Source organism: Rufibacter aurantiacus, from assembly GCF_017916345.1.
Taxonomy (GTDB): Bacteria; Bacteroidota; Bacteroidia; order Cytophagales; family Hymenobacteraceae; genus Nibribacter; species Nibribacter roseolus.
Genome location: NZ_JAFMSV010000003.1, coordinates 694,102 through 717,159, shown reverse-complemented (window position 1 = coordinate 717,159; position 23,058 = coordinate 694,102). Strand labels below are relative to the sequence as shown.

Sequence of the window (23,058 nt, the reverse complement as noted above, 5' to 3'; positions counted from 1 at the left end):
GGTAACTTATTTTGCTTTGGAGGCATTGTAGACCAGGAGCGGGTACTTACTGATCACACTTTCTCCTTCCTGGAGGCCGCTCTGGAGGTAAGTTGTCTGGCCCACGGTTTGGTAGACCTGTACTTCCCGCAGTTCCACATCGCAGCGTTTGCGGTACACCATCACGTAATTTTTGCTCTGGTCAAAGACGATGGATTGCGCGGGAACCGCCAGCAGTTGCTTGCCATCTGGATACTGCAATCGGATGTTGGCGAACATCTCCGGTTTCAGCGAAAAATCAGGATTGTCCAGGCGTACCCGAACTTTCATGGTGCGGGTCTCGGGGTCCAGCACGTTGAAGATGCGGTCAATCTTGCCTTTGAACACCTTATCCGGGTAGCTTAGCGTGGTCACCTCTGCGGCGTAGCCTTCCTTGATCTTGGAGATATCTGACTCAAACACGTTGGCCATGACCCAGATCTCGTTCATGCTGGAGATGGTGAAGATGCTGGTGTCATTGTCTGAGCGGATCTGCATGTCGGCGTTGATATTTTTCTCCACCACAAATCCCGCCGAGGGGGCTTTCACCACGTACTCAGAGCCTTTGCCTATGCTGTAGATGCCGTAGATCTGCTTCAAGCGCTGCACCTCCGCATCGGCGTTCTTTTTCTCCTGTTGGGCGGCCAGCAGTTCTTTCTCGGAGATAAGTCCGGCCGCCAGCATGTCTTTGGCTACGTCCAGGTTCTTCTGCGCCAATTGCTGAGCTGACTGCGCGGCAATGCGCTGCTGCTCAAACTCCGCGATCTCGCCACTCCGGATCACCACCAAGGTCTGGCCTTTCTGCACGTAATCGCCCAATTCCACCTTCACGGTTTGCACGTGTCCGCCCACCAGCGGGAACACCTTGAACACCTTTTTTTCATCCAAGGCGATCCTGCCGGCCAACTGCAACTGATTGGTCACTTGCTGCAAGCGGGCGGTGTCCATCCGTACCATATTAGAAAGCGTATCGGTGAGGCACAGTTCATGCGAGGCCAGGGGAGAGGAAGCTTTGGGTTTCTGTTCGTCAGAGCAGGAAGAAAGGAACGCAACTCCACTTAAAAAGACCAGGAAAGGGGCAAAGGCTATTTTTTTCATATAAATACAAGGTTGGCGAGATGATTAATAGGTGATGACTGGTTTGCCCACGACGAAATTGATTTCCTCCAGGGTGCGCAGGCGGTTGGTGCTGAGCTCCAGCAATTGGGTGATGCTGTCGGTGTAGGTTTCGTAGTAATCCAGGAACTCAATGAGGCTGATGTTGCGGCGCACGAAGCTGGAGGTCACACCTTCCAAAAGCCGGTCAAAGTCTTGCCGGAAGTTGGGATCGAAAGATGCGTAGAACTTCTGGGCCTCCTGGGCTTTCCGGTAGGCCTGCATCACTTCGTTTTCCACCACCAGTTGCTGCTGAGACAAGAGCTGCTGGCTGCGGTCCACCTCGTGGCGGGCCATTTTGATGTTGCCCTGGTTACGGTTCCAGAGCGGTAGCGGCACAGACACGTTCAAGCCCACATAGTCCCGGATGAAGTTGCTTTGGCGGTCGTAGTTTGCTCCAAGGGTAAGGTCCGGCACTGCTAAGGCTTTCTGAAGTTTTAGATTCGCTTGCTGTAACTGGACGTCGGTTTCCGCGGCTTTCAGATCATAGCGGTTTTCTTGGGCGGTTTCCAGTAGATGGGTGTAAGAAAGTTGGTCTTCCTCGATATTGGTGAGGGCTTCCTCGTTCACCACTGGCACTAGCGTGGTAGTGGCCGGGGTGTTGGTGAGCAACCTTAGCTCCACCTGCTCTTCCTGTATCTCATTGAGCAAACTCAACTGTTGGTTGCCCAGTTGGAACAGCAGAGCTTTGAGCCGGGTAATCTCTTTTAAGGGGATATTGCCTTTTCGGTACTGTCCGTCCAACGCCGTGACCAGCCGCTGGACGGCCTGGGTTCTTTCCTGCAGCACTTTGTAGCCTTGCAGTTTGTAATGCAACTCAATAAAGCTGGTGCGCAGGGCAAAGCGCAAGGTCCGCAGCAAATCAAAGTAGGCCTGCTCGGTGAGTTGGGTGTTCAGTTGTTCTACCTGTACCCGTTTGTTGCGCTTTCCGGCCAGGTAAAAGAGTTGGTCCAGTTGCACGTAGGTCTGGCCTTGCTTCGTAACATCAAAGTAGCGGCCATTGGTGGGGTTGTAAATGCCTTGGTCTATGCTCAAGACAGGGTTTTCAAACAACTTTGCCTGGATGATAGCGGCCCGCGAAGCTTCAATGGCCGTTTTCTGTGCTAACAGAGGGAGATTACGTTCCTGGAAAAGCTGCTCCGCCTCAGAAAGCGTAAGACGCAACGAATCTGTTGGCGCTGTAATGAGAAGGGTGGGTGTACTGGTAATTTGCGCATAAACCGGCTGGAGCGTAAACGCCAGCAGGAAATGCAAAAAGATCAATCTGGGTTTCAACATGGGCACTCTGATTAAGAATGCCCAAAAGTAGAAGGCCCATATTATAGGCTGATTAGAGCCAGATTAGAAAGTGATGAGAGAGGAAAAGTGCCTCTGTATGTTCAAACGTACAACCTTTTGCAAATCATTGAAATGTATTTCCTGAAAGAGTTTGCCATTAGGTCAGGCAAAGTCGCAAGTTGCCCCACACAAAGGAAGTTCAAACAATTTACCTGGGTATTCTGAAACTCAGGCCGGCGTTCAGGTAGTAGTCCGGGGACGCTGAGGTGATTCCCACGGCCATGGATACATCCAACTGGATATTGTAACGAGGCGAGAAGGTGAAGCCCCCGTCTGCTGAGTGGCACCAACTTCCTTTTTCCGGCTTATCGCCGAACACCTCCACATACGTGCCCCAACGGTCACTGAGATCCGCTGCCAGAGATAAGGTGTAAATGCCGGTTGCTTCTGGGGATCCACCGTCCCATTGGTAACCCAAGTTATAGCCCAGGCAAAGAGAGTTGGTCAGGGTGTGGGAGAGGGAAAGCCTAAAATCAGGGGCCACGTAGGTGGGGCGGAATTCAGAGGAACCCGAGGGAAGGGTAAGGTGCCCCAGCAGGGATATTTCGGGGATCAGCCCTTTTTCCTCGGTTATATAGATTTTGGTGCCCACCGCCATGGCGTTCAACCCTCTTTTGGAAGTCGCGCCGCGATCATTAATCAGGGTGGATTTACAGTATTCAGTCAGAAACCGCAGTTCCATTCTATCCAGCAGGCCCACGCGCAGGAGAACGGTGGGGTAAAGAACATCGGTGATCTTCTGTCCTTTTCTTTTTTCCACCTGCCAGAAAAAACCACTTTCCAATTGTAGGGTGCCCGCCGGCACCACTCGGGACGATTCCGTTTGATCGGGCCGGTCCGTTTCCATTGGTTGTTTAATGCTAAGGCTATCCTGACCTGTTTGCGCCAGGCATAGAAGGGGGAGAATCTCTAACAGGAGAAGTAAAGTTAATTTCATAGATCTTAGCTAAGGTTTAACTAAATAACTCTACAGGTAAAGCTAATTAAAAGTTTAGATAAACCTAAATATTGGCTAAGTAATTGAAGTACACTTGTGTAAAGTGAAGTAATGGGATGTAACGCTTCCTTCTGCTGAGCCTTTCAGGATGCAGTTAGAATTAGAAGAGATAAAGAGAAAAGGGTTTGCCAAAGAGGAGAAGCCTGAAAAGCAGATAGCTAAAGGAATTGGACTTTTGCATGGCTCTTTACAGGCTATTTTCAAAAAAGAAGGCCGAAAACAGCTTTGTCTCACCAGGTGCCAGAATGGGCAGGAGCAAAGCTGGTTTTCGGCCTAAAAGGGGTAAAATTTTATTAAAAACGCAAAAATAGTATGCATGCAAACTATTTTTTAATCATCTTCGTAATCTAAACCCATCATCTTGTTGTAGGCCTGCTGCAACTCTGAGAAGGCATGTAGTTGGCCCAACTGCCGGCTAATTTGCATGCCTTTCTGGTACGCCTGTTTGGCAAGCTCCGGCTCCTCTAGCTGCAGATAGAGACTGGCCGCGTGGTAGTAGGTGCCTACGTACTCTGGATGCTCGGCCAGCAGTTTTTCGTAGAAGAAGCGCGCCTTTGCGGGGTCTGTAGGGCGGTATTCCGTCGCGATGGCGTACATGGTGAACGGATCGTTCGGATCTTCTTCGTAGAAGGCCAGGAGTTGCGTCAATCTGCTGTTGGTCGTTTCCATTTGATGAATTATTCTTTTAAATTGCCCACAAAATTAACTTAATTAAGCTAACCCTAAGTTAAATGAAGATCTTAGTTTGCATTAGCAACGTGCCTGATACCACCACCAAAATAACCTTTTCGCCTGACGGCAAAGCGTTTAACACGGCCGGTGTTCAGTTTGTCATTAACCCTTACGATGAATATGCCCTTACCCGCGCCATTGAGCTGAAAGAAGCCCAGGGCGGAACCGTGACGGTGCTGAACGTAGGCGAAGCCGATACCGAACCAAATATCCGGAAGGCTTTGGCCATTGGGGCCGATGACGCCATCAGAGTTAATTTGAAACCTACCGATGCTTTCCTGGTTGCCCAGCAGATTGCCCACTACGCCAAAGAAGGCGGCTATGACCTGATCCTAATGGGCCGTGAGTCTATTGACTACAACGGATTCCAGGTGCACGGCATGGTTGGCGAGTTGTTAGGCATCCCTACCATTGCCCCCGCTATTAAACTGGACGTGAACGGTTCTACCGCTACTTTGGAGCGTGAGATTGAGGGAGGAAAAGAAGTGATTGAAGCCTCTCTGCCATTGGTGGTAACTGCCCAGCAGCCTATGACCGAGCCTCGCATCCCCAACATGCGCGGGATTATGACGGCCCGCACCAAGCCTTTGAAAGTAGTGGAGCCGGTAGGCCAGGATGCCAAAACCAGCGTCCAGAACTATGAGTTGCCACCCGCCAAATCTGGGGTGAAGATGATCCCCGCCGAGAGCGCCGGTGACCTCATTAAATTATTGCGTAACGAAGCTAAAGTTCTATAAGCATGTCAGTATTAGTAGTGATTGAGTGCGCGAACGGCGAAGTGAAGAAGTCTTCCCTGGAAGCAGCTTCGTACGGGAGCAAAGTAGCCGCCGCCCTGGGTACCTCGGCCACCGCCGTAGCCATTGGCGATGTGCAGGCAAATGCCCTTACCCGTTTGGGTGAGCAGGGAATCTCTAAAGTTTTATTAGACAATGACAACCGCCTGCATGATTTTGTGGCGGCTGCCTACGTGAAAGTGATCGCCAAAGCCGCCGAGGTAGAAAACTCCACCGTGATTGTGCTTTCCAACTCCAATATAGGGGCCGCCATCGGGTCGCGCCTGGCGGTGAAACTGGGTGCCTCTTTGGCAACCAACGTGGTGTCTTTACCGCAGATCAACGGTTCTTCGTTCACCGTACGCCGCGGGGTGTTCTCCGGCAAGGCGTTTTCAGACGTGGAATTGGCTTCAGATAAAAAAATTATCGCCGTAAAGAAAAATGCGCTGGACATTGAAACAGCTGCCGGCGGCACCGCCACGGTAGAGAATTTCTCGGCTGATCTGTCTGATGCTGACTTCGCGACGGCTCCAAAGGAAACCATCCGTCAGTCTGGTGACATCCTGTTAACCGAGGCTGATCTGGTTGTTTCTGGCGGTAGAGGCTTAAAAGGGCCTGAAAACTGGCATTTAATTGAGGATCTGGCCAAAGCGCTTGGTGCCGCTACTGCCTGTTCCAAGCCCGTGGCCGACGTGGGCTGGAGACCGCATCATGAGCACGTGGGCCAGACCGGTATCACCGTAAGCCCTAACCTTTACATTGCCGTAGGCATCTCCGGAGCCATCCAACACCTGGCAGGGGTTAACTCTTCTAAAGTAATTGTCGTTATCAATAAAGATCCGGAGGCACCATTCTTCAAAGCCGCAGATTACGGTATTGTGGGAGACGCTACTGAGGTTGTACCTAAATTGATAGAAGCCGCCAAAGCTTTAGACAAATAGAAGAGAAACTGTGAAGAAAATTGAGCTAGAGATTCTTGGTTTGTCATCAAGCCAGTCGCAGTCTGGATCTTTTGCCCTGGTTCTGGGCGAAAAGGAGGGAAGTCGCCGTTTGCCTATCATCATAGGCATGTTTGAGGCGCAGTCCATTGCTATCCAGATTGAAAAGATTAATCCTACCCGCCCGCTTACGCATGACTTGTTCAAGTCATTTGCTCAGCAGATGGAGGTGAGCGTGCAGGAGATTATGATTTCGGATTTAAAGGAAGGAGTGTTCTTTTCCAAGATCGTGTGCACCGACGGAGAGAAGGAGTTTGAACTGGACGCCCGTCCGTCAGACGCCATTGCCATTGGACTACGGTTTGGGGTGCCTATCTACACCGTGGAGTCTGTTCTTTCAGAGGCCGGTATCATCTTAAGTGATATGGAGGAAGAGGAGGACGAAGAGGAAACCGATGAGATCCCAACCTCCGCATCCACCAGCGTATCTACCTCCGGCAGCGGGAAAGGAAATCTCAAAGAGGTTTCCGTTGACGAGCTGAACACCATGCTCAACGAAGCCCTGGAAAAAGAGGACTACGAACGGGCCGCCAAAATCCGCGACGAATTGAACAAACGGAATTAAGCTTTATTAATCCTATAAAAAGAAAGCGTCTCAGGTTCTGCCTGAGACGCTTTCTTTTTATAGGTCTATTCTGGTTTTGAATATATCCGGTTTACCGACCTTAAAATAGCCACCTTTTCTTCCGTTCGATCTCTGGTTCAAGTTTTTAACTTGGACCTACAATGAGTTGAAGTTTGCAACTTCAGTGAGGCGTTAGCCTCAGAAAAGGGCTGTGTTGATTTCTGTTTAACGATTTCAGGTTCCAACCTGATTTTCTAAAAACAGGCAAGAATCAGACTTGTCTTCATCAAACTTTTTTTGGTAAAACATTTAATCTGCCAGTTAGATGAAAGCTAAACCTCCTTTTCGTTTCAGGCCCGATTTCTTCAAAATAAGCCTCAAACAGATTAGGTTATAAAAGTTCTACCGCTGCTCTTCGTGTCTTTGTTCGTCTTCCTGGCGCTCTTCCGCTTCAATCTCGTCCACTTTCTTGGCATCGCGCATCAGGCGGTTAGAGAAGATAAAGTCATTCAGTTCCTTCACATTGGTATCCATGATGGTGCTGCTGTGGCCTTCCCAGAGCTTATGACCTTTGTAGAGGAACATCACATTGTCGCCGTACTCCAGCACGGAGTTCATGTCATGGGTTACCACAATGGTGGTAATGTTGTACTCCAGGGTAATCTCCTTAATCAACTCATCAATGGTGATGGCGGTGAGGGGATCAAGGCCTGAGTTGGGTTCATCGCAGAAAAGGTAGGTGCAGTTAGGGGCAATGGCCCGGGCAATGCCCACGCGTTTCTTCATCCCGCCGCTCAACTCAGAAGGCATTTTATTGCCGGCGTTTTCAAGGCCCACTCTTTTGAGACAGAATTGCACCCGGTCTAAGCGTTCGTTTTTGCTCATGTCTGAGAGCATTCGCAGCGGGAATTCCACGTTCTCATTCACAGTCATTGAGTCAAAAAGGGCACTGCCCTGGAAGAGCATCCCAATCTTGCGCCTGATCTCCTGTTTAATGTCTAGTTTGTTGTTCGCGAAGATGCGCCCGTCATAGGTGATGCTGCCCAGGTCTGGTTTCACCAGCCCTACAATGCATTTCAGAAGCACGCTTTTACCGGTACCGCTAGCACCCAACAGCATATTCATCTTGCCGGACTCAAAGTTTCCGCTGATGCCGTTGAGCACCTTCACGCCGTTGAAGGTTTTATGTATGTTATGGATTTCTATCATGTTGGTTCAACCAGAAGGGGTTGCCTTTATGCAAAATGTGCTTAGAGCAATAATTGCGCACAAACAAAGTCAGCGATCAAAATGGCAATCACGCTGTTGGTAACGGCTTTGGTACTGGCTCTACCTACCTCCAGGGCGCCACCTTCTGTAAAGTATCCCTGGTAAGAAGAGATGGACGCCACCAGAAAGGCAAACACCACAGATTTGATCAAAGCGAAGGTGATGTTGTATGGAATAAAATCTGACCGTAAACCCGTGATGTACTCTTGCCCTGACAAGGCGCCAGATAAACTTCCGGCCAGGTAGCCGCCCAAAATGGATAGGAACATAGACACAATCACCAACATAGGAAACACCAGGAAAGCGGCCATGATTTTAGGCAACACCAGGTAAGAAGAGGAGTTGATTCCCATTACCTCCAGGGCGTCTACCTGTTCTGTGATGCGCATGGTTCCTAAGCCACCCGCAATACTGGAGCCTACTTTACCGGCCAAAACAATGGAGGTAATGGTGGGGGCCAGTTCCAGGATGGTCATTTCACGCACCATGAACCCGATGGTAGACCTTGGGATTAAGGCATTGGTCAGGTTATAGGAGATTTGCACGCAAGTTACTGCCCCAATAAAGGTAGAAACCACCGCCACAATAAAAACCGAGTCAATACCAATTAAGATGGCTTCATCTATGGTTCTGTTTAACAGAATCCTGGGAGACTCACCTCTTTTAACAAGGCTGGATAAAAAGAGTAAAAATGCACCAAAAGTTTTCATGCAGTTAGTTCAAAGAGGTCAATGCAGGCTCGCCGCAAGGGGTGGTGTTTAGGCAAATCTTAGTTTCAAATGCCTATATTACGTTGAAAAAAGAAAAAACATCGTTCTCATGCAAAAATATATAGTGGTTACGGGCGGTACCAAGGGCATTGGACGAGCCATTGTAGACCGTTTCGCGGCCGAGGGGTTCCATATCATCACCTGCTCCCGCAGCCAGAAAGACCTTAATAATCTTAAGCTGGAGATAGAACAGAAATACACTTTCTCAAAGGTTTTCTTTGTGTCCGCGGATGTAAGCCAGGCAGGGGAGGTGCAGCGTTTTCTGGAGTACATTCAGTCATTGAAAGTGAAGGTAGATGTGTTGGTGAACAACGCCGGCTTCTTCATTCCGGGTAAAATCCACGAGGAGAGCGATACGGTGCTGCGCGAGATGATCAACACCAACCTGTACAGTGCCTATGACCTTACCAAGGGCCTGGTCACAGATATGATCCGGCGCCGCGATGGACACATTTTCACGCTCTGCTCTACGGCCAGTATTATGGCTTACCCTAACGGCGGCTCCTACTGCATTGCCAAGCACGCCTTGTACGGCATGACCAGGGTTCTGCGCGAAGAACTGAAGGAGCACAACATCAGGGTGACGGCGGTGCTGCCGGGTGCTACTTACACCTCTAGCTGGGAAGGCGTGGATCTGCCCAAAGACCGGTTCATGAAACCAGAAGATGTGGCCAATGCCATCTGGAACGCCCACTATATCTCCAAACAAACCGTTATAGAGGAACTGTTGCTGCGCCCGCAGTTAGGCGATATATAAGCAAGCCCAAAAAGAACAAAATGGAAGAAAATGAATACCAGCCAGACTGGGACGTCTACTTTTGCCAGATCGAGTCAAAGCCTGCTTTCATTGGACTGGATCTGAACCTGAGTTCGGTGGCGCCACTGGAAGAGCAGGATAAAGTAGTTGAAGTCACGGTGCCCTTATTGTCTGTGCGGGAAGATGGTTTTCCCGAAGACACGGAATGGGAGGCTCTGGGTGAAATAGAAGACCTTTTAGCCGATACTTTTGAGACTGGCCTGGAAGCGGTTTTTGTAGGCAAAACCCTGAACGGAGGCTTCCGGAAATTCTATTTTTATGCCCGGGAGGTGCTCATGGTGGAGCATTACCTTAATGAGGTCGCAGAGAAATTCCCGCAGTACAGTTTTGAGGCCGAGACCTGGGAAGACCCGGAATGGGAAACCTACCTGGAGTTCCTCTTCCCGGAACCAGCCGATTTACAGAAGATCCAAAATGCGAAAGTGCTCCGTCATCTTGAGGAAGCTGGCGACAACCCGACTGTTTCGCGCAAGGTAGAGCATTGGATTTATTTTAAGGATGAAGGTTCACGGGAAAAGTATTGGCAGGAAATCTCCGCCAAAGGTTACGCGAAAGAGGAAGAGGGTTTTGAACCTGATTTTGAGGAAATGCCCTATAAACTAGAGGTTTCCTTGGAGTCCAAAACCGAAACAGAGTCCATCAATGACATGGTGCTTTACCTCTGGAACCTGGCCCAAGAGTACGGAGCGAAATACGATGGCTGGGAAACTTCTATTATAAGAGATGACTCAAACGCAGCGTCTCAGTGACGTTGTTAACCCTTAAACGCGGAAGTGTTAGTACAAGCGGAAGGTGGAAAAACATTAGCTTAGGCCTTAGGGAAGCAGGATAATCAATAATCTACATAAAGTCTTTGGGCCGGTGCGCTAAAATTGAACAATTAGAAATAGGTAAATCTCTTTTGATTAAATTTGAGCAAATTCTAAGATATGGAACTAGAAGGAAAAGTAGTTGTGATCACCGGTGCCAGCAGCGGGATTGGTCTGGCTGCCGCCAAACTGTTGTTGGAGCAAGGAGCAACCGTGGTAAGCTGGAGCCGCTCGCGCCCTAAAATATCTCACCCAGATTTCTATTTCTTTGAGTGTGACGTGCGCTTTGAGCACTCAGTGCTGACGGCGTATGAGCAAACCGTAGAGCGCTTACGGCAGAATATCTCCGTGCTCATCAACAATGCCGGGCTAGGCATCCAGGGAGCCATTGACACCATGAGCCCCCGTGACTGGCAGACCATGATGGACACCAACGTGAACGGGATCTTCTACTGCACGCGCTTGGTGCTGCCCCAGATGAAAAAACAACTGGAAGGCCATATCATCAATATTTCCTCCATTGCCGGGTTAACGGGCATTGAGAACATGAGCGGCTACTGCGCCACCAAATTCGCGGTACGCGGCATCTCGCAGTCGCTTTTCAAGGAAGTTCGGCCGCACGGCATTAAAGTAACCTGCATCTATCCGGGCTCAACCGCCACCAGTTTCTTTGACGGGTTTGAAGGAACCGGCACCGCCCCGGAGAACATGATGCAGCCCGAGGACATTGCCTCTACCATTCTGCACGTTTTGCAGTCGCCGCCCAACTACCACCACGTGGATATCGAAGTGCGACCACTCATGCCCAAGGGCCGTCCAGAGAAAAAGAAAGCCTAACCCTTACGCATGGGAATTGAAATAAAAGACCTGACCAAACTGTACGGGACCCAGGCGGCCGTAGACCATGTATCGTTTACGGTAAGCACGGGTGAGATTGTGGGGTTTTTGGGACCAAACGGGGCAGGCAAATCCACTACCATGAAAATTGCCACCTGCTACCTGCCGCCCAGCAGCGGTACGGTACTGGTGAACGGCCACGATGTGCTGGAAGAACCCAAGGAGGTACGCCGCCAAGTGGGGTACCTACCCGAGCATAATCCGCTGTACCTGGACATGTACGTACGCGAGTACCTGCACTTTGTGGGCAAACTGCACGGCCTCAACGGTAGTATGGTAAAAACTCGCACCGAGGAGATGATTAACCTGTGCGGCCTTACGCGGGAAAGGCACAAGAAGATCGGGGCCTTGTCTAAGGGATACCGTCAGCGGGTAGGTCTGGCCCAGGCGCTCATCCATGATCCGCAGGTGCTCATTCTGGATGAACCCACCACCGGGCTTGACCCTAACCAGATTGTGGAGATCAGGCAACTGATAAAAGAAGTAGGGCAGGCCAAAACGGTGCTGTTCTCTACCCACATCATGCAGGAGGTAAGCGCCCTCTGTGACCGCGTGCTCATCATCAACCAGGGTCAACTGGTGGCAGACAGCCCCGTAGCCGATCTCCGGAACATGGGCCGCAAGGAAACCAGAATCCTGGCAGAGTTTGAGGCTGAAGTAGACCCTGCGCCGTTGTTGACTTTGCCGGGGGTAGAGCGCGTGGAACCCGCCGGGCCACTGAAATACCGCGTCATCGCCGCCTCCAACATTGATCTCCGCTCTTCTATTTTCCGGTTGGCAGGGGAGAGAGGCTGGCCCTTGGTAGGACTTCAGCAGGAAGAGAACTCCCTGGAGAAACTGTTCCAGGATTTAACGAAATCTGGTAAATAGAAAAAGTTGTTTTGAGCCTCATTCCCAGAAATGGGGTCGAAAACAGAAACTTTTTTTGTCATCCTGAAAGGATCCTGGTGGCAAGCTGTAGTATTGCTTAGTTAACGTCTGACTAGTTTGCCCACAAGATCTTTTCAAGATGACAGATGTAGTGTTGAATAATAAATGTGAATTCTGTTTTTGGGCTCATTTTCAGTAATGGAGCTTAAAATAGAAATTAACCAACCTTAAAGAAGTCCAGATACTGGTGTCTTGATACTAGTATCCCAATCATATGTTCGCAATTCTTTCTAAAGAGTTTAACTCCTACCTCAACTCGCTCATCGGCTATATAGTCATTGGGGTGTTTCTGGTAGCTACGGGCCTGTTCATGTGGGTCTTTCCAGACAGTAGCGTGCTGGACTACGGCTACGCCGATCTGCAATCAGTATTCATGCTGGCACCCTGGCTGTTCCTGTTTCTGATTCCGGCTATTACCATGCGCGCCTTCGCTGAGGAGCGGAAGGGCGGCACCATGGAACTGCTGCTCACCAAACCGCTTTCAGACACCCAACTGCTGTTGGGCAAGTACTTCGCGTGTCTGTTGCTGGCCTTGTTCGCGCTGCTGCCTTCTTTGCTGTATTACCTGAGTGTGTACCAGTTGGGTGACCCAATAGGGAATATTGATTCTGCGGCGGTAGCCGGTTCTTACCTGGGGTTGGTGTTTCTGGCGGCGGTATTCGTGGCGATGGGAATTTTCGCCTCTTCGCTCACTGAGAACCAGATAGTGGCTTTCATCCTGGCGGTTTTCCTGTGTTACCTGGTGTACACCGGCTTCGATCTGCTGGCCTCCATTGATGCCTGGGGAACGGCTTCTTATTACATCGCCCAGTTGGGTATTTCTTATCATTACAGCTCCATCAGCAAAGGTCTTATTGACTCCCGCGATGTGCTGTATTTTTTTAGCGTGATCACTATCATGCTGTTGGGTACTAAACTGGTATTGGAGAGCAGAAAATGGTAGAGCAAACGAACCCTGTCACGCAAAAACAAGCCGTAGAAAGTCGGCGCCGCCATGACTGGACCTTCTTCCTTGTAGCCGTTGGGCTGCTGCTGGTTTTGAACTTTGTGGCCAGCCGCTATTTTTTCCGGCTAGATCTCACCGAGGACAAACGCTATTCCATCTCAGACCAAACCAAGAACCTGCTGGGCAACCTGCGGGAACCGGTTCAGGTGACTGTGTACCTGGAGGGCGAATTCCCGGCCGGGTTCCGGAGGCTGCAGAACAGCACCCGCGAGATGCTGGAGGAATTCCGCCTGTATTCAGACGGTAAGGTGCAGTACCAGTTTGTGGACCCCAGCGCCAACACCAATGAACAGGCCCGGAACCAGTTTTACATGCAACTGGCCCAGAAAGGACTGCAGCCCACCAACCTGTTTGCGCAGGAAGGAGACAAAAAAGTAGAGAAAATTGTGTTCCCGGGCGCCTTGATCTCGGCCGGAAGCAAAGAAACCGCCGCGGTGCTCCTGAGAGGAAGCCAGGCTGCTCCGCCCGAAGAACGTCTGAACCAATCTATTGAAGGGCTGGAATACGAACTGGCCTCGGGCATCAGGAAAGTGGCGGCCGCCAGCGCCGGCAGGATTGGGGTGCTGCAAGGCCATGGTGAACTTTGGCTCCCGCAAGCCGCCGACTTTTTGGGCACGCTTTCAGAATATTACACCGTAAACCGGGTAGACCTTTCCCAGGTGCCGGACCTGAACAACTTCAACCTGGTGGTGCTTATGAAACCCACCAAACCGTTCTCTGAGCTGGACAAATACAAAATGGACCAGTTCCTGATCAGGGGCGGCAAGATGCTGTTCATGCTGGATGGCGTGCGCGCCTCCCTGGACAGCATTCAAGAGAATGGCTTCCTGGCTTTCCCCTATGACCTGAACCTGCAGGACATGCTTTTCCGCTACGGCGTACGGGTGAACCCAGATCTGGTGCAGGACCTGAATGCCAGCTTCATCCCAATGGTGACGGGCTACATGGGCAACCAGCCGCAGACCCAACTGGTGCCCTGGCGCTATTACCCCCTCATCAGCAATTTCAGCCAGCTGCCGCTCACCCGTAACCTGGATGCCGTGCAAACCAAGTTTGTGAGTTCCCTGGATACCGTGAAAGCCGTGGGTATCAAAAAGTCGCCGCTGCTCTGGACCTCGCAGTATTCGCGCAAGCGGGATTCGCCGGTTTCCATTTCCCTGAACGATCCCCGCGTTGACCGAGACCCCAAGTTGTTCAGCCAAAACGCCATTCCGGTAGGATACCTGTTAGAAGGAAAATTCCAGTCGGTGTTCAAGAACCGTCCGGTGCCCGCAGGAACCAGAATTCCGTTCCAGGCCCAAGGCAAAGCCTCGCAGATTGTGGTGTTCTCAGACGGCGACCTGGCCGCGAATGAAGTGGACCCGCGCTCCGGTCGGCCGCTGGAACTGGGCTTTGACCGGTTCACCCGCTCGCGCTTCGCCAATAAAGAACTCCTGAAAAACGTGGCCGATTACCTCCTGGACGAGAAAGGATTGATTGAACTACGCGGCAAGGAAATTAAACTTAGACCGCTGGACAAAGCCAAATTGCGCGATGAAAGAACCAAGTGGCAGGCCATTAACCTGGGAATTCCGCTGGCTTTGCTGCTCTTGTTTGGCGTGGTGAAGTTCTGGGTCCGGAAACGTAAGTATGCCCGGTAAGGTAGAGATCAAAGAAATACCAGCCGCTCTAACCTGGCAAATCCGCCACGAAGTCATGTGGGCAGACAAACCCCTGTGTTTTGTGCAGTTGCCGGACGATGCCACAGGAACCCACTTCGGGGTGTTTGTGGATCAGGAATTAGTTTCGGTGATTTCCCTATTTATAAAGGAGCAACAGGCGCAGTTCAGGAAATTCGCCACCCGGCCAGCTTTCCAGGGGCAAGGCCTTGGCCGAATGGTTTTGGAGCATGTATTCACTTTCGCTTCTGCCCGGCAAGTTGCCTGCGTATGGTGTCACGCCCGCACCTCGGCTCTCGGGTTTTACCTGAAGTCCGGATTGCAGCCAGTAGGGGAGCCATTCCAAAAGAACGGGGTAGATTACGTTAGAATGGAAAGGAATTTTCCTGGTTCAATAATGAAGCAACCTGGAAGTTAATAAGAGCATTGTCGGCCTTTAAACAACGGGCTTTCATTTCTTGCCTATGATCTCAGAGGAGCCTGCTTCTTAAATCCTCTAAAAGCAAACTCCCGTTTTAAGCCTGTTTTTATAAAAACAGGCTTAAAACGGGAGTTTGCTTTTAGAGTGAGGCTATTTCATATCAAGAGCCTTACGGTTTAGGTACTCTTACAGAAGATTCCCGCACTACCAGCAACGGTTCCAGTATGATTTTCTTGGGTTCTTCTATGATTTCAGAGCCGTTTGCACCTGATGTTTTATTAGCCATCGCTTCCAGGAACAAGGTGAAGGCTTCTTCTCCCATACGGGCAGGCTGTTGGTCAATGGTGGAAAGGCTTGGAGTCACGTAAGGACTGAAAGACTCATTCCCGAAACCGATCATCCCTATTTTCTCCGGCATCCGTACGCCGGCGTGCTTGAGGTATTGTAAGGCACCTAGGGCAGTGAAATCCACGGCTGCGAAAATAGCGTCCATCCCCTTGTTACGGTTCAGGAGCCGCTCGGCACTGGCCCGGCCAGACTCAATGGAGTTCCGGCCATATTGAATCAGGTCATCGTCTACAGGTAAGTTGTAGGTTTTCAAGGCATCTACATAACCGATGAGGCGGTCATTGAAAATCTTTATGTGCTGCGGCCCTGAGATATGTGCAATGCGCGTGTAGCCCTGCTGAATCAGGTGCTCGGTTGCCATGAAGGCCCCTTTATAGTCATCCACCACCACAGAAGGGGAGTTCAGTTCATCTTTCACCCGGTCAAAAAGCACCAGCGGCACTTTCCGCTTTTTCACATCATAGAAATGATCCAGGTTGGGAGAGTCTTTGGCAATAGAAACAATGATGCCGTCTACACTCGTTTGCAGCAGTGTTTCAATACCTTCAACTTCGTACTCGCCGGTTTCGTTTGACTGGAAAAGGAGAATATTATATCCATTGCTGCGGGCGAGTTTCTCAATCCCGTGTACTACCCCCCCAAAGAAACCAATGTCAGAGCTGGGAATCACGATCCCTATAATATTGGTACGCCCCGACCGCAGGGAAGAAGCCAGACGGTTTTGCCGGTAGTTGAGGTTCTGGGCTGCTGTCCTGATCAGTTCCTTGGTGGCCGCACTTATAGAAGGGTGGTCATTCAAGGCTTTAGAAACCGTTGAAGCGCTTGTATTGAGCTCTTTGGCAATGTCGTGTATGGTGGTTCTACTCATGGAGGTCTATCGATTTCGTAATTAGGGGAATGACGCTTTCATTGATATACCCGTACTTCAGAAGTGCATCTACTGCAAAGCTAATTAAACATCTGTTAAAATGACGCTTCAAAAAATCTATATTTTGAATAAACCTTCATTATTTGTTCGTAATTTTGGCAAAACGTTAAAAAAAATATTCCGTTTGAGGACCAAATAGTTTGAAATGCTGTAAAAAGTTGGTAAATCGGTAAGGAAATCGATTTCCCAAATTGGTAAAACATTTCAAGTGTTTGATTGTCAGTACAGTGTGTTTTTGCTGATTTTTTAAATAGTTGTTCAAACTACTTCATTTACCTAAATCCTTCATCTATGACTAATTTATTACCTGAAAAAAAGTTAGCCCCGCAAGGCTGGCTTAGTTTATGGCAGCTGAGGAAGGGTTCTTCCTTGTTGTTGCTGTTGTTGGCCTTTTTGTCTTTGGGCATAGGGCAGGCAGCCGCACAGCAAAGAACCATTTCCGGAACGGTGACTGGCGACGGTGCCTCCCCGCTGATTGGTGTGTCAGTTGTACTGAAAGGTACCACCACTGCCACAGCCACTGACGTGAATGGAGCCTACTCTATTCCGGTAACTGGTAATGCTGGAACTTTGGTGTTCTCCTATATAGGGTATGTAACCCAGGAGGTGCCTGTTGGAGCGCAGTCTACTTTGAATGTAAACCTGCTAACTGATGCCAAAGCCTTGGAGGAAGTAGTGGTAGTAGGTTATGGTACGCAGAACAAAAGAGACTTAACCGGGTCTGTTGCTTCTATTGATGAGAAAGACTTCAATGCAGGACCTGTAACAAGCCCGCTCCAGCAGATTGCTGGTAGAGCTGCTGGTGTGAACATTAACCAGGTTGGTAGCGAGCCAGGTCAGAACCCTAACATCCGGATCAGAGGTATTACTTCTTTGATTGGTGGTAACGACCCCTTAGTGGTTGTGGACGGTATCCAGGGTGACCTTGGTTTATTGAACCAGATCCCACCAAGCGAGATCAGCTCTATTGAAATCCTGAAAGATGCTTCTGCTACCGCTATCTACGGTTCAAGAGGTGCAGCAGGGGTTGTGTTGGTGACTACCAAAAAAGGTAGAGCCGGAGAAACTTCCGTTGAATACAGCGGCGTGGGTTCAATGGACGTGATCGCCAAGAAATACGATATGCTTAATGCTTCTGAATACAGAGCAGCAGCTGAAGCAAGAGGAATTGACTTCAATGACTATGGTGGAAACACCAACTGGTTTGATGAAATCACCCGCAGAGGATATACCCAAACGCACAATGTGGCAGTAGCAGGTGGTGGTGAAACCTTCACTTACAGAACTTCCTTAACAGGGATTCTGCAGCAGGGTATCATCAAGAATTCAAGCTATGATAACTACATCGGCCGTTTCCAAGGCACCCAGAAAGCACTGAAAGATAAGCTTAACTTAGATTTTAACCTGAATACTTCTGTTAGAACCAATAAGTATAACAATAATGGCAGAATAGGAGAGGCAACTAACCGCCGTCCTACTGACCCTATTTATACAGATGAACCTTTGTACAAAGACACCGGTCCTTATTTCCTGGATCCGCAAAGCTTTGGATACCTGAACCCAGTAGCTAGAACCAATGAGATTGTGGACGGAGACAGAACTAATAACCTGTTCGGGAGTCTGCGTGCAGAATACAGAATCATTGGTGGTTTAAGCGGTGGAGTGTTTGGCTCCTGGAGAAAAACTGACCGCCTGTATGAAGGCTATACTTCTGCCAGAACTACCATTGAAGGTGCTCGTAACCTTGGTGAGGTGCCTCCCAACCTAACTGGTGAAGAAAGAAACAACTTCCTGAACAACCTGCCAGATGGTATTGCCACTAAAACCACCACTAACTCAGATGAGAAACTGTTCAATGCCTTTGTAAATTATAAAACTGATTTTGGTGACAACCACCTTGACTTCATTGGGGTGTATGAGTATCAAAAGCAGATTTATGACGGTTACAGCGCTACTGCCAGAGGTTTCTTGGTTGATAATAAGAACAACCTTAGTGCCTTGGCTTCTGCAGATCCTAACTTGTTCCAGCAAGGCAATATCAGTTCTTACAAAAATGACAGAACCCTTGCTTCCTTCCTGGCTAGAGCAAACTACTCTTTCAAAGACAGATACATTTTAAGCGGTAGCTTCAGAAGAGATGGTTCTTCTGTGTTTGGTGAAAACAACAAGTGGGCAAATTTTTTCGCCTTTTCTGGTGCCTGGAGAATTTCTGATGAGGCCTTCATGCGTGATCTTACCGTTATCAATGATCTGAAACTTAGAGTGGGTTATGGAGAGACTGGTAACCAGCAAGGTCTTGGACCATTGAACTCTGTTCGTTTAGCTAATAACGCCGGAACTGCCTTCTTCGGTGGTACCCTTATCCCTAACTTCGCTATCACCCAGAACGAGAACGCTGACCTGAGATGGGAAGTGAAGAAGATGTACAATGCTGGTATTGACTTCGGTTTCTTTGGTGGCAGCAGACTTTCTGGTTCATTAGATTTCTACTATGGCAGAACCAGCGACTTGTTGTTTGACTACGCTGTGCCTCAGCCTCCATATCCTTTTGGTTCTATCAAGGCCAACATTGGTGAAATATTAAATAAAGGAGCTGAACTTGGATTGTCTTATGCTTTGCTAGACAGAGAAGATTTCTCCTTAAACCTGGCTGGTAACCTTACCACCAACAGAACTGAAGTGAAAGAGCTTAGCGGTTCATTGAACGGTATTCCTTTGACTACTAACTATGTAGTATGGGGTTCTGGCGGTACAACCGGGGTTGGGTCAACTAACAATGCTATCTCTCACCTGATCATTGGGCAGCAGTTAGGTACTTTCTACCTGTTCAAGCACGCTGGGATTAATGAAAACGGAACCCAAATACTTGATGACCTGAATGGGGATGGAGTTATTACAGACGGTAACAGAGAAAACCCAGACCGTTACATTGCTGGTCAGGCTCTGCCAAAATTCACCTGGGCCTTTACACCGTCTGCCAGATACAAGAACTTTGACATGAACGTGGTTTTCAGAGGGGCGCACGGTCACAAGATCTTTAACGCCAGAAAAGCAACCTTGAGCACCTTAAGCCAATTAGGACAGGTGAACGTGTTACAAAGCGCTTTGGATCTTGGTCTGCAAAACCTGACTTATGCCACTGACCTTTGGTTAGAGGATGGTGACTTTGCCCGTCTTGAAAACCTTACCGTTGGATACAACTTCAACAAAGCCAAAATGGGAGCCATCAAAAATCTGAGACTTTCCTTCACAGCCAATAACTTGTTTGTCATCACAGACTACACTGGTATTGACCCCGAGGTGAGCACAACAGGAGGAAGCGGTTTTGGTATTGACTATGGTATTTATCCACGTACCCGCAACTTTGCTGTGGGAATCAATGCAACATTTTAAATAGCAATGAATTCAACCGTCTGACTATTTGTTTAGACATTATTGAAAAAGAAACTCTAAGTATTTCCCATGAAAAAAATAATTTATTCACTTTTGGTTGCCGCATCAGTCACCTATGTAGGTTGTACTGATTTAGAGGAGGGCACTTACGGCACACAGGTTGCTGATGAGTTCTATGCCACTGACGCGGGAATCAACGCAGCTCTGGCCAGTATCTATAATGAGGTAAGGGGGGATTGGAACGGTAAGGGAATAGCCGGCGCAGACAGGGGCTGGTATGACCTGAATGAAACTTCTACAGATGAAATGGTTGTTCCTACTCGCTCAGATGGAGGCTGGAATGACAACGGAATCTGGCGGGCCATGTATCAGCACACTTGGACCGGATCTCAGGAGTTCATTGGCAATACTTGGAACTGGTTGTACAGAAGCGTTTTCAAAGCTAACCTGGCAATTGAGTTGCTGGAGAATGCCAACGCAGATCAATCCAGAATTGCCGAGGCAAGGGTATTGAGAGCTTACTTCTACTACATGCTGATGGACGGATGGGGAAATATCCCGTTCTATACCCAGAATAACGTGACAGTAGACCAGATTCCTCAAACCCCACGTGCCGAGGTTTTCAACTTCATTGTAAAGGAAATTCAGGATAACGTAGAGTTCCTGCCTACTACTAAAGGTGGTCAGTTCTACGGCCGTTTTAACAAATGGGCGGCTTACGCTCTATTAGCCAAAGTTTATCTGAACGCTGAAGTGTACACCGGTACACCTCGCTGGACAGAAGCCATTGCTGCTTCAGATAAAATCATCAACGAAGGTGGATTTACCTTAACGCCAAACTTGTACACCAATGCTGGTACTAGCCCGGTTTTCGGTGACAGATTAGATGATCAGGAGGTGATATTAGCTGTATATGTAGATGCCCTTAGCGCTCCCAGGAACATTATTGGTATCCGTACTTTACAAGGACCACATGGCAATGCCTTGTTTGGATTCAGTACTTGGAATGGCTCAACTGTTCACCAAGATTTCCTGAGCAAATACAGCAACGATGACCTGCGAAAGAAGCAGTGGCTGGTTGGTCCTCAGCCAGGCGGTGTAACGTATACTTCTACACTTTCTTCCCTTACTAGTGCCGGTCTATCTGAAGGTGCCAGAAACGCCAAGTTCCTTCCGGTTCCTCCGTTTGAGCCAGGTAATAGCTCATCTAATGACTTCCCTGTGTTCCGTTACGCAGATGTGCTGTTGACCAAAGCGGAAGCTTTATTGAGAAGCGGTGGTTCTGAGGCTACGGCCAGAGAACTGGTAGATCAAGTGAGAAACCGTGCCGGTCTCCCAGACTTGACTGGTACCTTAACCTTGAATGAAGTGTATGACGAGAGAGGAAGAGAACTGGCTTGGGAAGGACACCGTCGTCAGGACATGATCCGCTTTGGTACTTTCACTGCTCCTCGTGCCTTCAAAGCTGCTAGTGCTGATACTTATAAGCTGTTTCCAATCCCCGCTGAGGCAATTGCCAATAACCGTACTTTGGTTCAAAATCCAGGTTACTAAGCATTAAAAAGTATATATATATGAGAAATTTTAGAAATCCTTTTTTGTTTTTCAGTGTCATCCTGAGCTTGTTTTTAGTAAGCTGCGGGGAAGATGATGTGGAGCCCACTTTGGAGGAAGTCCGCAATCAAGCATATGACCTTGTAGTTGTAGATGACAAAAAACCCGTAGTACCTGTATCTTTCCATGTTGCTGGTTCAGAGTTGGAGCGGGTTATAATTGAAATTACAAAACAAGGTACTAACACCATTGTGGCCACAAGTACCTTAAATAAGATTATTCATGAAAACCTTAACAGGGTTAATATGGATATATCCTTCCCTGGTAATAATGTTGCCCCATCAGGTATTTATACTGTGAATTACAGAATGTTTAGCAAAAACGGGGAGCAAAATATTGGGACTTATGATATCAATATTATAAACAATCTTGCACCTGTATTATGTAATTACACAAATAACCTGCCACAGGGTAAAACTGTTTGGATCAGATTATATGTGCCTGAAGGAGAAACTTTGCCAGCAACTGATAAAATTTATCTGACCGGAAGCTTTGGCGCCAGAGAAGGTGGTGCTGATTGGGACGGGGGAGGAGGACCTCATGTTTTCACCCGTTTAAGCGCTACTTGCTATGAATTAGCGATGCACCTAGTAAGCGGTGATAAATTCAAAATCACCCGCGGTAACTGGGACAAGCAGATGACCAATGCTACCGGGGCAGAGTACTCAGACTTCACTTACAACGGTGAGACTACTTTCTCTGCTACTGCTTACAACTGGAAAGACCTGCCAGTGGTAACGCCTACTTCTACTGCAGGTGAGATCCTGAATATTCCGGCCGAAGCTGTTAAATCAGGAATGCTTACTGTGGTTGCAAACCTTGATAATTCTATTGATGCTACCAGCGGAAACTATTATGTAGTTGAAAAAGGTGCTAACAGCGTTGCCAATGGATATAAAATGGTGGCTTTTGACAAAAAACTGGCTGCTGCGGTTCCAAAGAAAACCGGGGTTGAGTATGTAGTAGTGAAAGGTGACGCTTCTGCTACCGGTAAAAACAGATACGGCTTTGTGCAGTCAACTGTTTGGGATGGCCAAACCAACCCAGCCAGAGTTTCTATAGGCACATTTGGTCCAGCTGGATTTACCTTGGGTGACAAAATCGTGATTGTGGGCGGTGCCACGCCAGGTGATTGGGGTGTTTCTTCTGGCCAGGATTTCACCAAAACAGCCGAAGGTAAATATTCCATTACCATTCCATTGAAAGCTGACAGCGAATACCTGCTTTTGCCAGAATATGGCCAGTGGGGAGACAAGTGGGCTTTCGGATCAGGAACTTCTGCAAAAGGAACATTTGACGTTCAAGGAAATGGTGGAAACTTAACCACCAAAGGCCTGACCGAAGGAACCTACAGAATAGATGTTGATTTCACAGTAGGTAACGGAACTTATACTCTGACCAAGATATAATCCTCACGCAACTGTAGAATGAATCCTGTGGAGGCTATCTCAAATCTTTAAGATGAGATAGCCTCTACTCTTTTTACACAAAGGGGGGCTTTCTTATAAGTAACCAGGTAGTTGAGAAGATACTCTTCCGTTTATAGGTCGTATATAAAAAAGTAGGCCTCAAACAGAAGCTTTCTAAAATTGCCTCAATGGGATGCCACAAGTGCATAACCC

General features: G+C 48.7%; 20 protein-coding genes. 13 read left to right on the top strand and 7 right to left on the bottom strand.

Annotated features, from left to right (window positions below; genetic code table 11):
- Positions 1-6: 6 nt before the first annotated feature.
- From J3P34_RS13540 to J3P34_RS13525, 4 genes are all read right to left on the bottom strand, one after another.
- Positions 7-1,116, bottom strand: coding sequence for an efflux RND transporter periplasmic adaptor subunit (locus J3P34_RS13540; RefSeq protein ID WP_210489191.1), 1,110 nt, complete (start codon positions 1,114-1,116; stop codon positions 7-9).
- 24 nt (positions 1,117-1,140) lie between these two features.
- Complete coding sequence (locus J3P34_RS13535) at positions 1,141-2,451, bottom strand: TolC family protein (RefSeq protein WP_210489190.1); 1,311 nt, start codon at positions 2,449-2,451, stop codon at positions 1,141-1,143.
- Between the two features lie 208 nt (positions 2,452-2,659).
- Positions 2,660-3,358, bottom strand: a complete 699-nt coding sequence (locus J3P34_RS13530; protein ID WP_210489189.1) for a transporter — start codon at positions 3,356-3,358, stop codon at positions 2,660-2,662.
- A 480-nt stretch (positions 3,359-3,838) separates the two neighbouring features.
- A complete protein-coding gene (locus J3P34_RS13525; protein ID WP_210465177.1) occupies positions 3,839-4,177 on the bottom strand; it encodes a tetratricopeptide repeat protein in 339 nt (112 codons plus the stop codon).
- A gap of 62 nt (positions 4,178-4,239) precedes the next feature.
- Between J3P34_RS13525 and J3P34_RS13520 the strand changes: the two genes are divergently transcribed.
- The 3 genes from J3P34_RS13520 to J3P34_RS13510 are packed head-to-tail and all read left to right on the top strand — an operon-like array spanning position 4,240 to position 6,576.
- Positions 4,240-4,977 carry an electron transfer flavoprotein subunit beta/FixA family protein gene (locus J3P34_RS13520; protein WP_210465176.1) on the top strand — a complete coding sequence of 246 codons (738 nt, stop codon included), beginning with the start codon at positions 4,240-4,242 and terminating at the stop codon, positions 4,975-4,977.
- Positions 4,978-4,979: 2 nt separating this feature from the next.
- Entirely contained in the window at positions 4,980-5,954 is a 975-nt protein-coding gene (locus J3P34_RS13515; RefSeq protein WP_210489188.1) for an electron transfer flavoprotein subunit alpha/FixB family protein, read from the top strand.
- A gap of 10 nt (positions 5,955-5,964) precedes the next feature.
- Positions 5,965-6,576: a bifunctional nuclease family protein gene (locus J3P34_RS13510; RefSeq protein WP_210465174.1), complete on the top strand. Its 612-nt coding sequence runs from the start codon at positions 5,965-5,967 to the stop codon at positions 6,574-6,576.
- 402 nt (positions 6,577-6,978) lie between these two features.
- Here the strand turns inward: J3P34_RS13510 and J3P34_RS13505 are convergent, their stop codons facing one another.
- Both J3P34_RS13505 and J3P34_RS13500 read right to left on the bottom strand, forming a co-directional pair.
- Complete coding sequence (locus tag J3P34_RS13505) at positions 6,979-7,785, bottom strand: ABC transporter ATP-binding protein (RefSeq protein WP_210489187.1); 807 nt, start codon at positions 7,783-7,785, stop codon at positions 6,979-6,981.
- A 41-nt stretch (positions 7,786-7,826) separates the two neighbouring features.
- A complete protein-coding gene (locus J3P34_RS13500) occupies positions 7,827-8,555 on the bottom strand; it encodes an MlaE family ABC transporter permease (protein ID WP_210465172.1) in 729 nt (242 codons plus the stop codon).
- A 109-nt stretch (positions 8,556-8,664) separates the two neighbouring features.
- On the opposite strand from J3P34_RS13500, the gene J3P34_RS13495 reads away from it, so the two are divergent.
- The 7 genes from J3P34_RS13495 to J3P34_RS13465 all read left to right on the top strand — a co-directional run bounded on the left by J3P34_RS13495 (position 8,665) and on the right by J3P34_RS13465 (position 15,150).
- On the top strand, positions 8,665-9,372 hold the full coding sequence (locus J3P34_RS13495; RefSeq protein ID WP_210489186.1) for an SDR family NAD(P)-dependent oxidoreductase: 708 nt from the start codon (positions 8,665-8,667) through the stop codon (positions 9,370-9,372).
- Between the two features lie 20 nt (positions 9,373-9,392).
- A complete protein-coding gene (locus J3P34_RS13490; RefSeq protein WP_210489185.1) occupies positions 9,393-10,181 on the top strand; it encodes a DUF695 domain-containing protein in 789 nt (262 codons plus the stop codon).
- A 180-nt stretch (positions 10,182-10,361) separates the two neighbouring features.
- Positions 10,362-11,078: an SDR family oxidoreductase gene (locus J3P34_RS13485; RefSeq protein ID WP_149090949.1), complete on the top strand. Its 717-nt coding sequence runs from the start codon at positions 10,362-10,364 to the stop codon at positions 11,076-11,078.
- Positions 11,079-11,087: 9 nt separating this feature from the next.
- The gene (gene gldA / locus J3P34_RS13480; protein ID WP_210489184.1) at positions 11,088-12,008 is read left to right on the top strand and encodes a gliding motility-associated ABC transporter ATP-binding subunit GldA; all 921 of its coding nucleotides are present in this window, start codon (positions 11,088-11,090) and stop codon (positions 12,006-12,008) included.
- A gap of 274 nt (positions 12,009-12,282) precedes the next feature.
- On the top strand, positions 12,283-13,011 hold the full coding sequence (gene gldF / locus J3P34_RS13475) for a gliding motility-associated ABC transporter permease subunit GldF (RefSeq protein WP_210489183.1): 729 nt from the start codon (positions 12,283-12,285) through the stop codon (positions 13,009-13,011).
- A complete protein-coding gene (gene gldG, locus J3P34_RS13470) occupies positions 13,005-14,714 on the top strand; it encodes a gliding motility-associated ABC transporter substrate-binding protein GldG (protein WP_210489182.1) in 1,710 nt (569 codons plus the stop codon). The genes gldF and gldG overlap by 7 nt, the downstream gene beginning before the upstream one ends.
- Entirely contained in the window at positions 14,704-15,150 is a 447-nt protein-coding gene (locus J3P34_RS13465) for a GNAT family N-acetyltransferase (protein ID WP_210489181.1), read from the top strand. Before gldG ends, J3P34_RS13465 begins: the two co-directional genes overlap by 11 nt.
- A 172-nt stretch (positions 15,151-15,322) precedes the next feature.
- On the opposite strand, the gene J3P34_RS13460 is transcribed toward J3P34_RS13465, so the two are convergent.
- Positions 15,323-16,369 (bottom strand): LacI family DNA-binding transcriptional regulator, encoded by a 1,047-nt coding sequence (locus J3P34_RS13460; RefSeq protein ID WP_210489180.1) that lies wholly within the window; start codon positions 16,367-16,369, stop codon positions 15,323-15,325.
- A 351-nt stretch (positions 16,370-16,720) separates the two neighbouring features.
- On the opposite strand from J3P34_RS13460, the gene J3P34_RS13455 reads away from it, so the two are divergent.
- The 3 genes from J3P34_RS13455 to J3P34_RS13445 all read left to right on the top strand — a co-directional run bounded on the left by J3P34_RS13455 (position 16,721) and on the right by J3P34_RS13445 (position 22,845).
- On the top strand, positions 16,721-19,822 hold the full coding sequence (locus J3P34_RS13455) for a SusC/RagA family TonB-linked outer membrane protein (protein ID WP_210489179.1): 3,102 nt from the start codon (positions 16,721-16,723) through the stop codon (positions 19,820-19,822).
- A 69-nt stretch (positions 19,823-19,891) separates the two neighbouring features.
- Complete coding sequence (locus J3P34_RS13450) at positions 19,892-21,376, top strand: RagB/SusD family nutrient uptake outer membrane protein (protein ID WP_210489178.1); 1,485 nt, start codon at positions 19,892-19,894, stop codon at positions 21,374-21,376.
- A gap of 20 nt (positions 21,377-21,396) precedes the next feature.
- Positions 21,397-22,845 (top strand): cadherin repeat domain-containing protein, encoded by a 1,449-nt coding sequence (locus tag J3P34_RS13445; protein ID WP_210489177.1) that lies wholly within the window; start codon positions 21,397-21,399, stop codon positions 22,843-22,845.
- Positions 22,846-23,058: the final 213 nt, after the last annotated feature.

Coding starts and splice junctions, on each gene's coding strand:
- J3P34_RS13485 (WP_149090949.1), top strand. CDS start 10,362: ATGGAACTAGAAGGAAAAGTAGTTGTGATCACCGGTGCCAGCAGCGGG.
- J3P34_RS13535 (WP_210489190.1), bottom strand. CDS start 2,451: ATGTTGAAACCCAGATTGATCTTTTTGCATTTCCTGCTGGCGTTTACG.
- J3P34_RS13450 (WP_210489178.1), top strand. CDS start 19,892: ATGAAAAAAATAATTTATTCACTTTTGGTTGCCGCATCAGTCACCTAT.
- J3P34_RS13460 (WP_210489180.1), bottom strand. CDS start 16,369: ATGAGTAGAACCACCATACACGACATTGCCAAAGAGCTCAATACAAGC.
- J3P34_RS13445 (WP_210489177.1), top strand. CDS start 21,397: ATGAGAAATTTTAGAAATCCTTTTTTGTTTTTCAGTGTCATCCTGAGC.
- J3P34_RS13455 (WP_210489179.1), top strand. CDS start 16,721: ATGACTAATTTATTACCTGAAAAAAAGTTAGCCCCGCAAGGCTGGCTT.
- gldA (WP_210489184.1), top strand. CDS start 11,088: ATGGGAATTGAAATAAAAGACCTGACCAAACTGTACGGGACCCAGGCG.
- gldG (WP_210489182.1), top strand. CDS start 13,005: ATGGTAGAGCAAACGAACCCTGTCACGCAAAAACAAGCCGTAGAAAGT.
- J3P34_RS13490 (WP_210489185.1), top strand. CDS start 9,393: ATGGAAGAAAATGAATACCAGCCAGACTGGGACGTCTACTTTTGCCAG.
- J3P34_RS13520 (WP_210465176.1), top strand. CDS start 4,240: ATGAAGATCTTAGTTTGCATTAGCAACGTGCCTGATACCACCACCAAA.
- gldF (WP_210489183.1), top strand. CDS start 12,283: ATGTTCGCAATTCTTTCTAAAGAGTTTAACTCCTACCTCAACTCGCTC.
- J3P34_RS13515 (WP_210489188.1), top strand. CDS start 4,980: ATGTCAGTATTAGTAGTGATTGAGTGCGCGAACGGCGAAGTGAAGAAG.
- J3P34_RS13505 (WP_210489187.1), bottom strand. CDS start 7,785: ATGATAGAAATCCATAACATACATAAAACCTTCAACGGCGTGAAGGTG.
- J3P34_RS13525 (WP_210465177.1), bottom strand. CDS start 4,177: ATGGAAACGACCAACAGCAGATTGACGCAACTCCTGGCCTTCTACGAA.
- J3P34_RS13495 (WP_210489186.1), top strand. CDS start 8,665: ATGCAAAAATATATAGTGGTTACGGGCGGTACCAAGGGCATTGGACGA.
- J3P34_RS13530 (WP_210489189.1), bottom strand. CDS start 3,358: ATGGAAACGGACCGGCCCGATCAAACGGAATCGTCCCGAGTGGTGCCG.
- J3P34_RS13500 (WP_210465172.1), bottom strand. CDS start 8,555: ATGAAAACTTTTGGTGCATTTTTACTCTTTTTATCCAGCCTTGTTAAA.
- J3P34_RS13465 (WP_210489181.1), top strand. CDS start 14,704: ATGCCCGGTAAGGTAGAGATCAAAGAAATACCAGCCGCTCTAACCTGG.
- J3P34_RS13540 (WP_210489191.1), bottom strand. CDS start 1,116: ATGAAAAAAATAGCCTTTGCCCCTTTCCTGGTCTTTTTAAGTGGAGTT.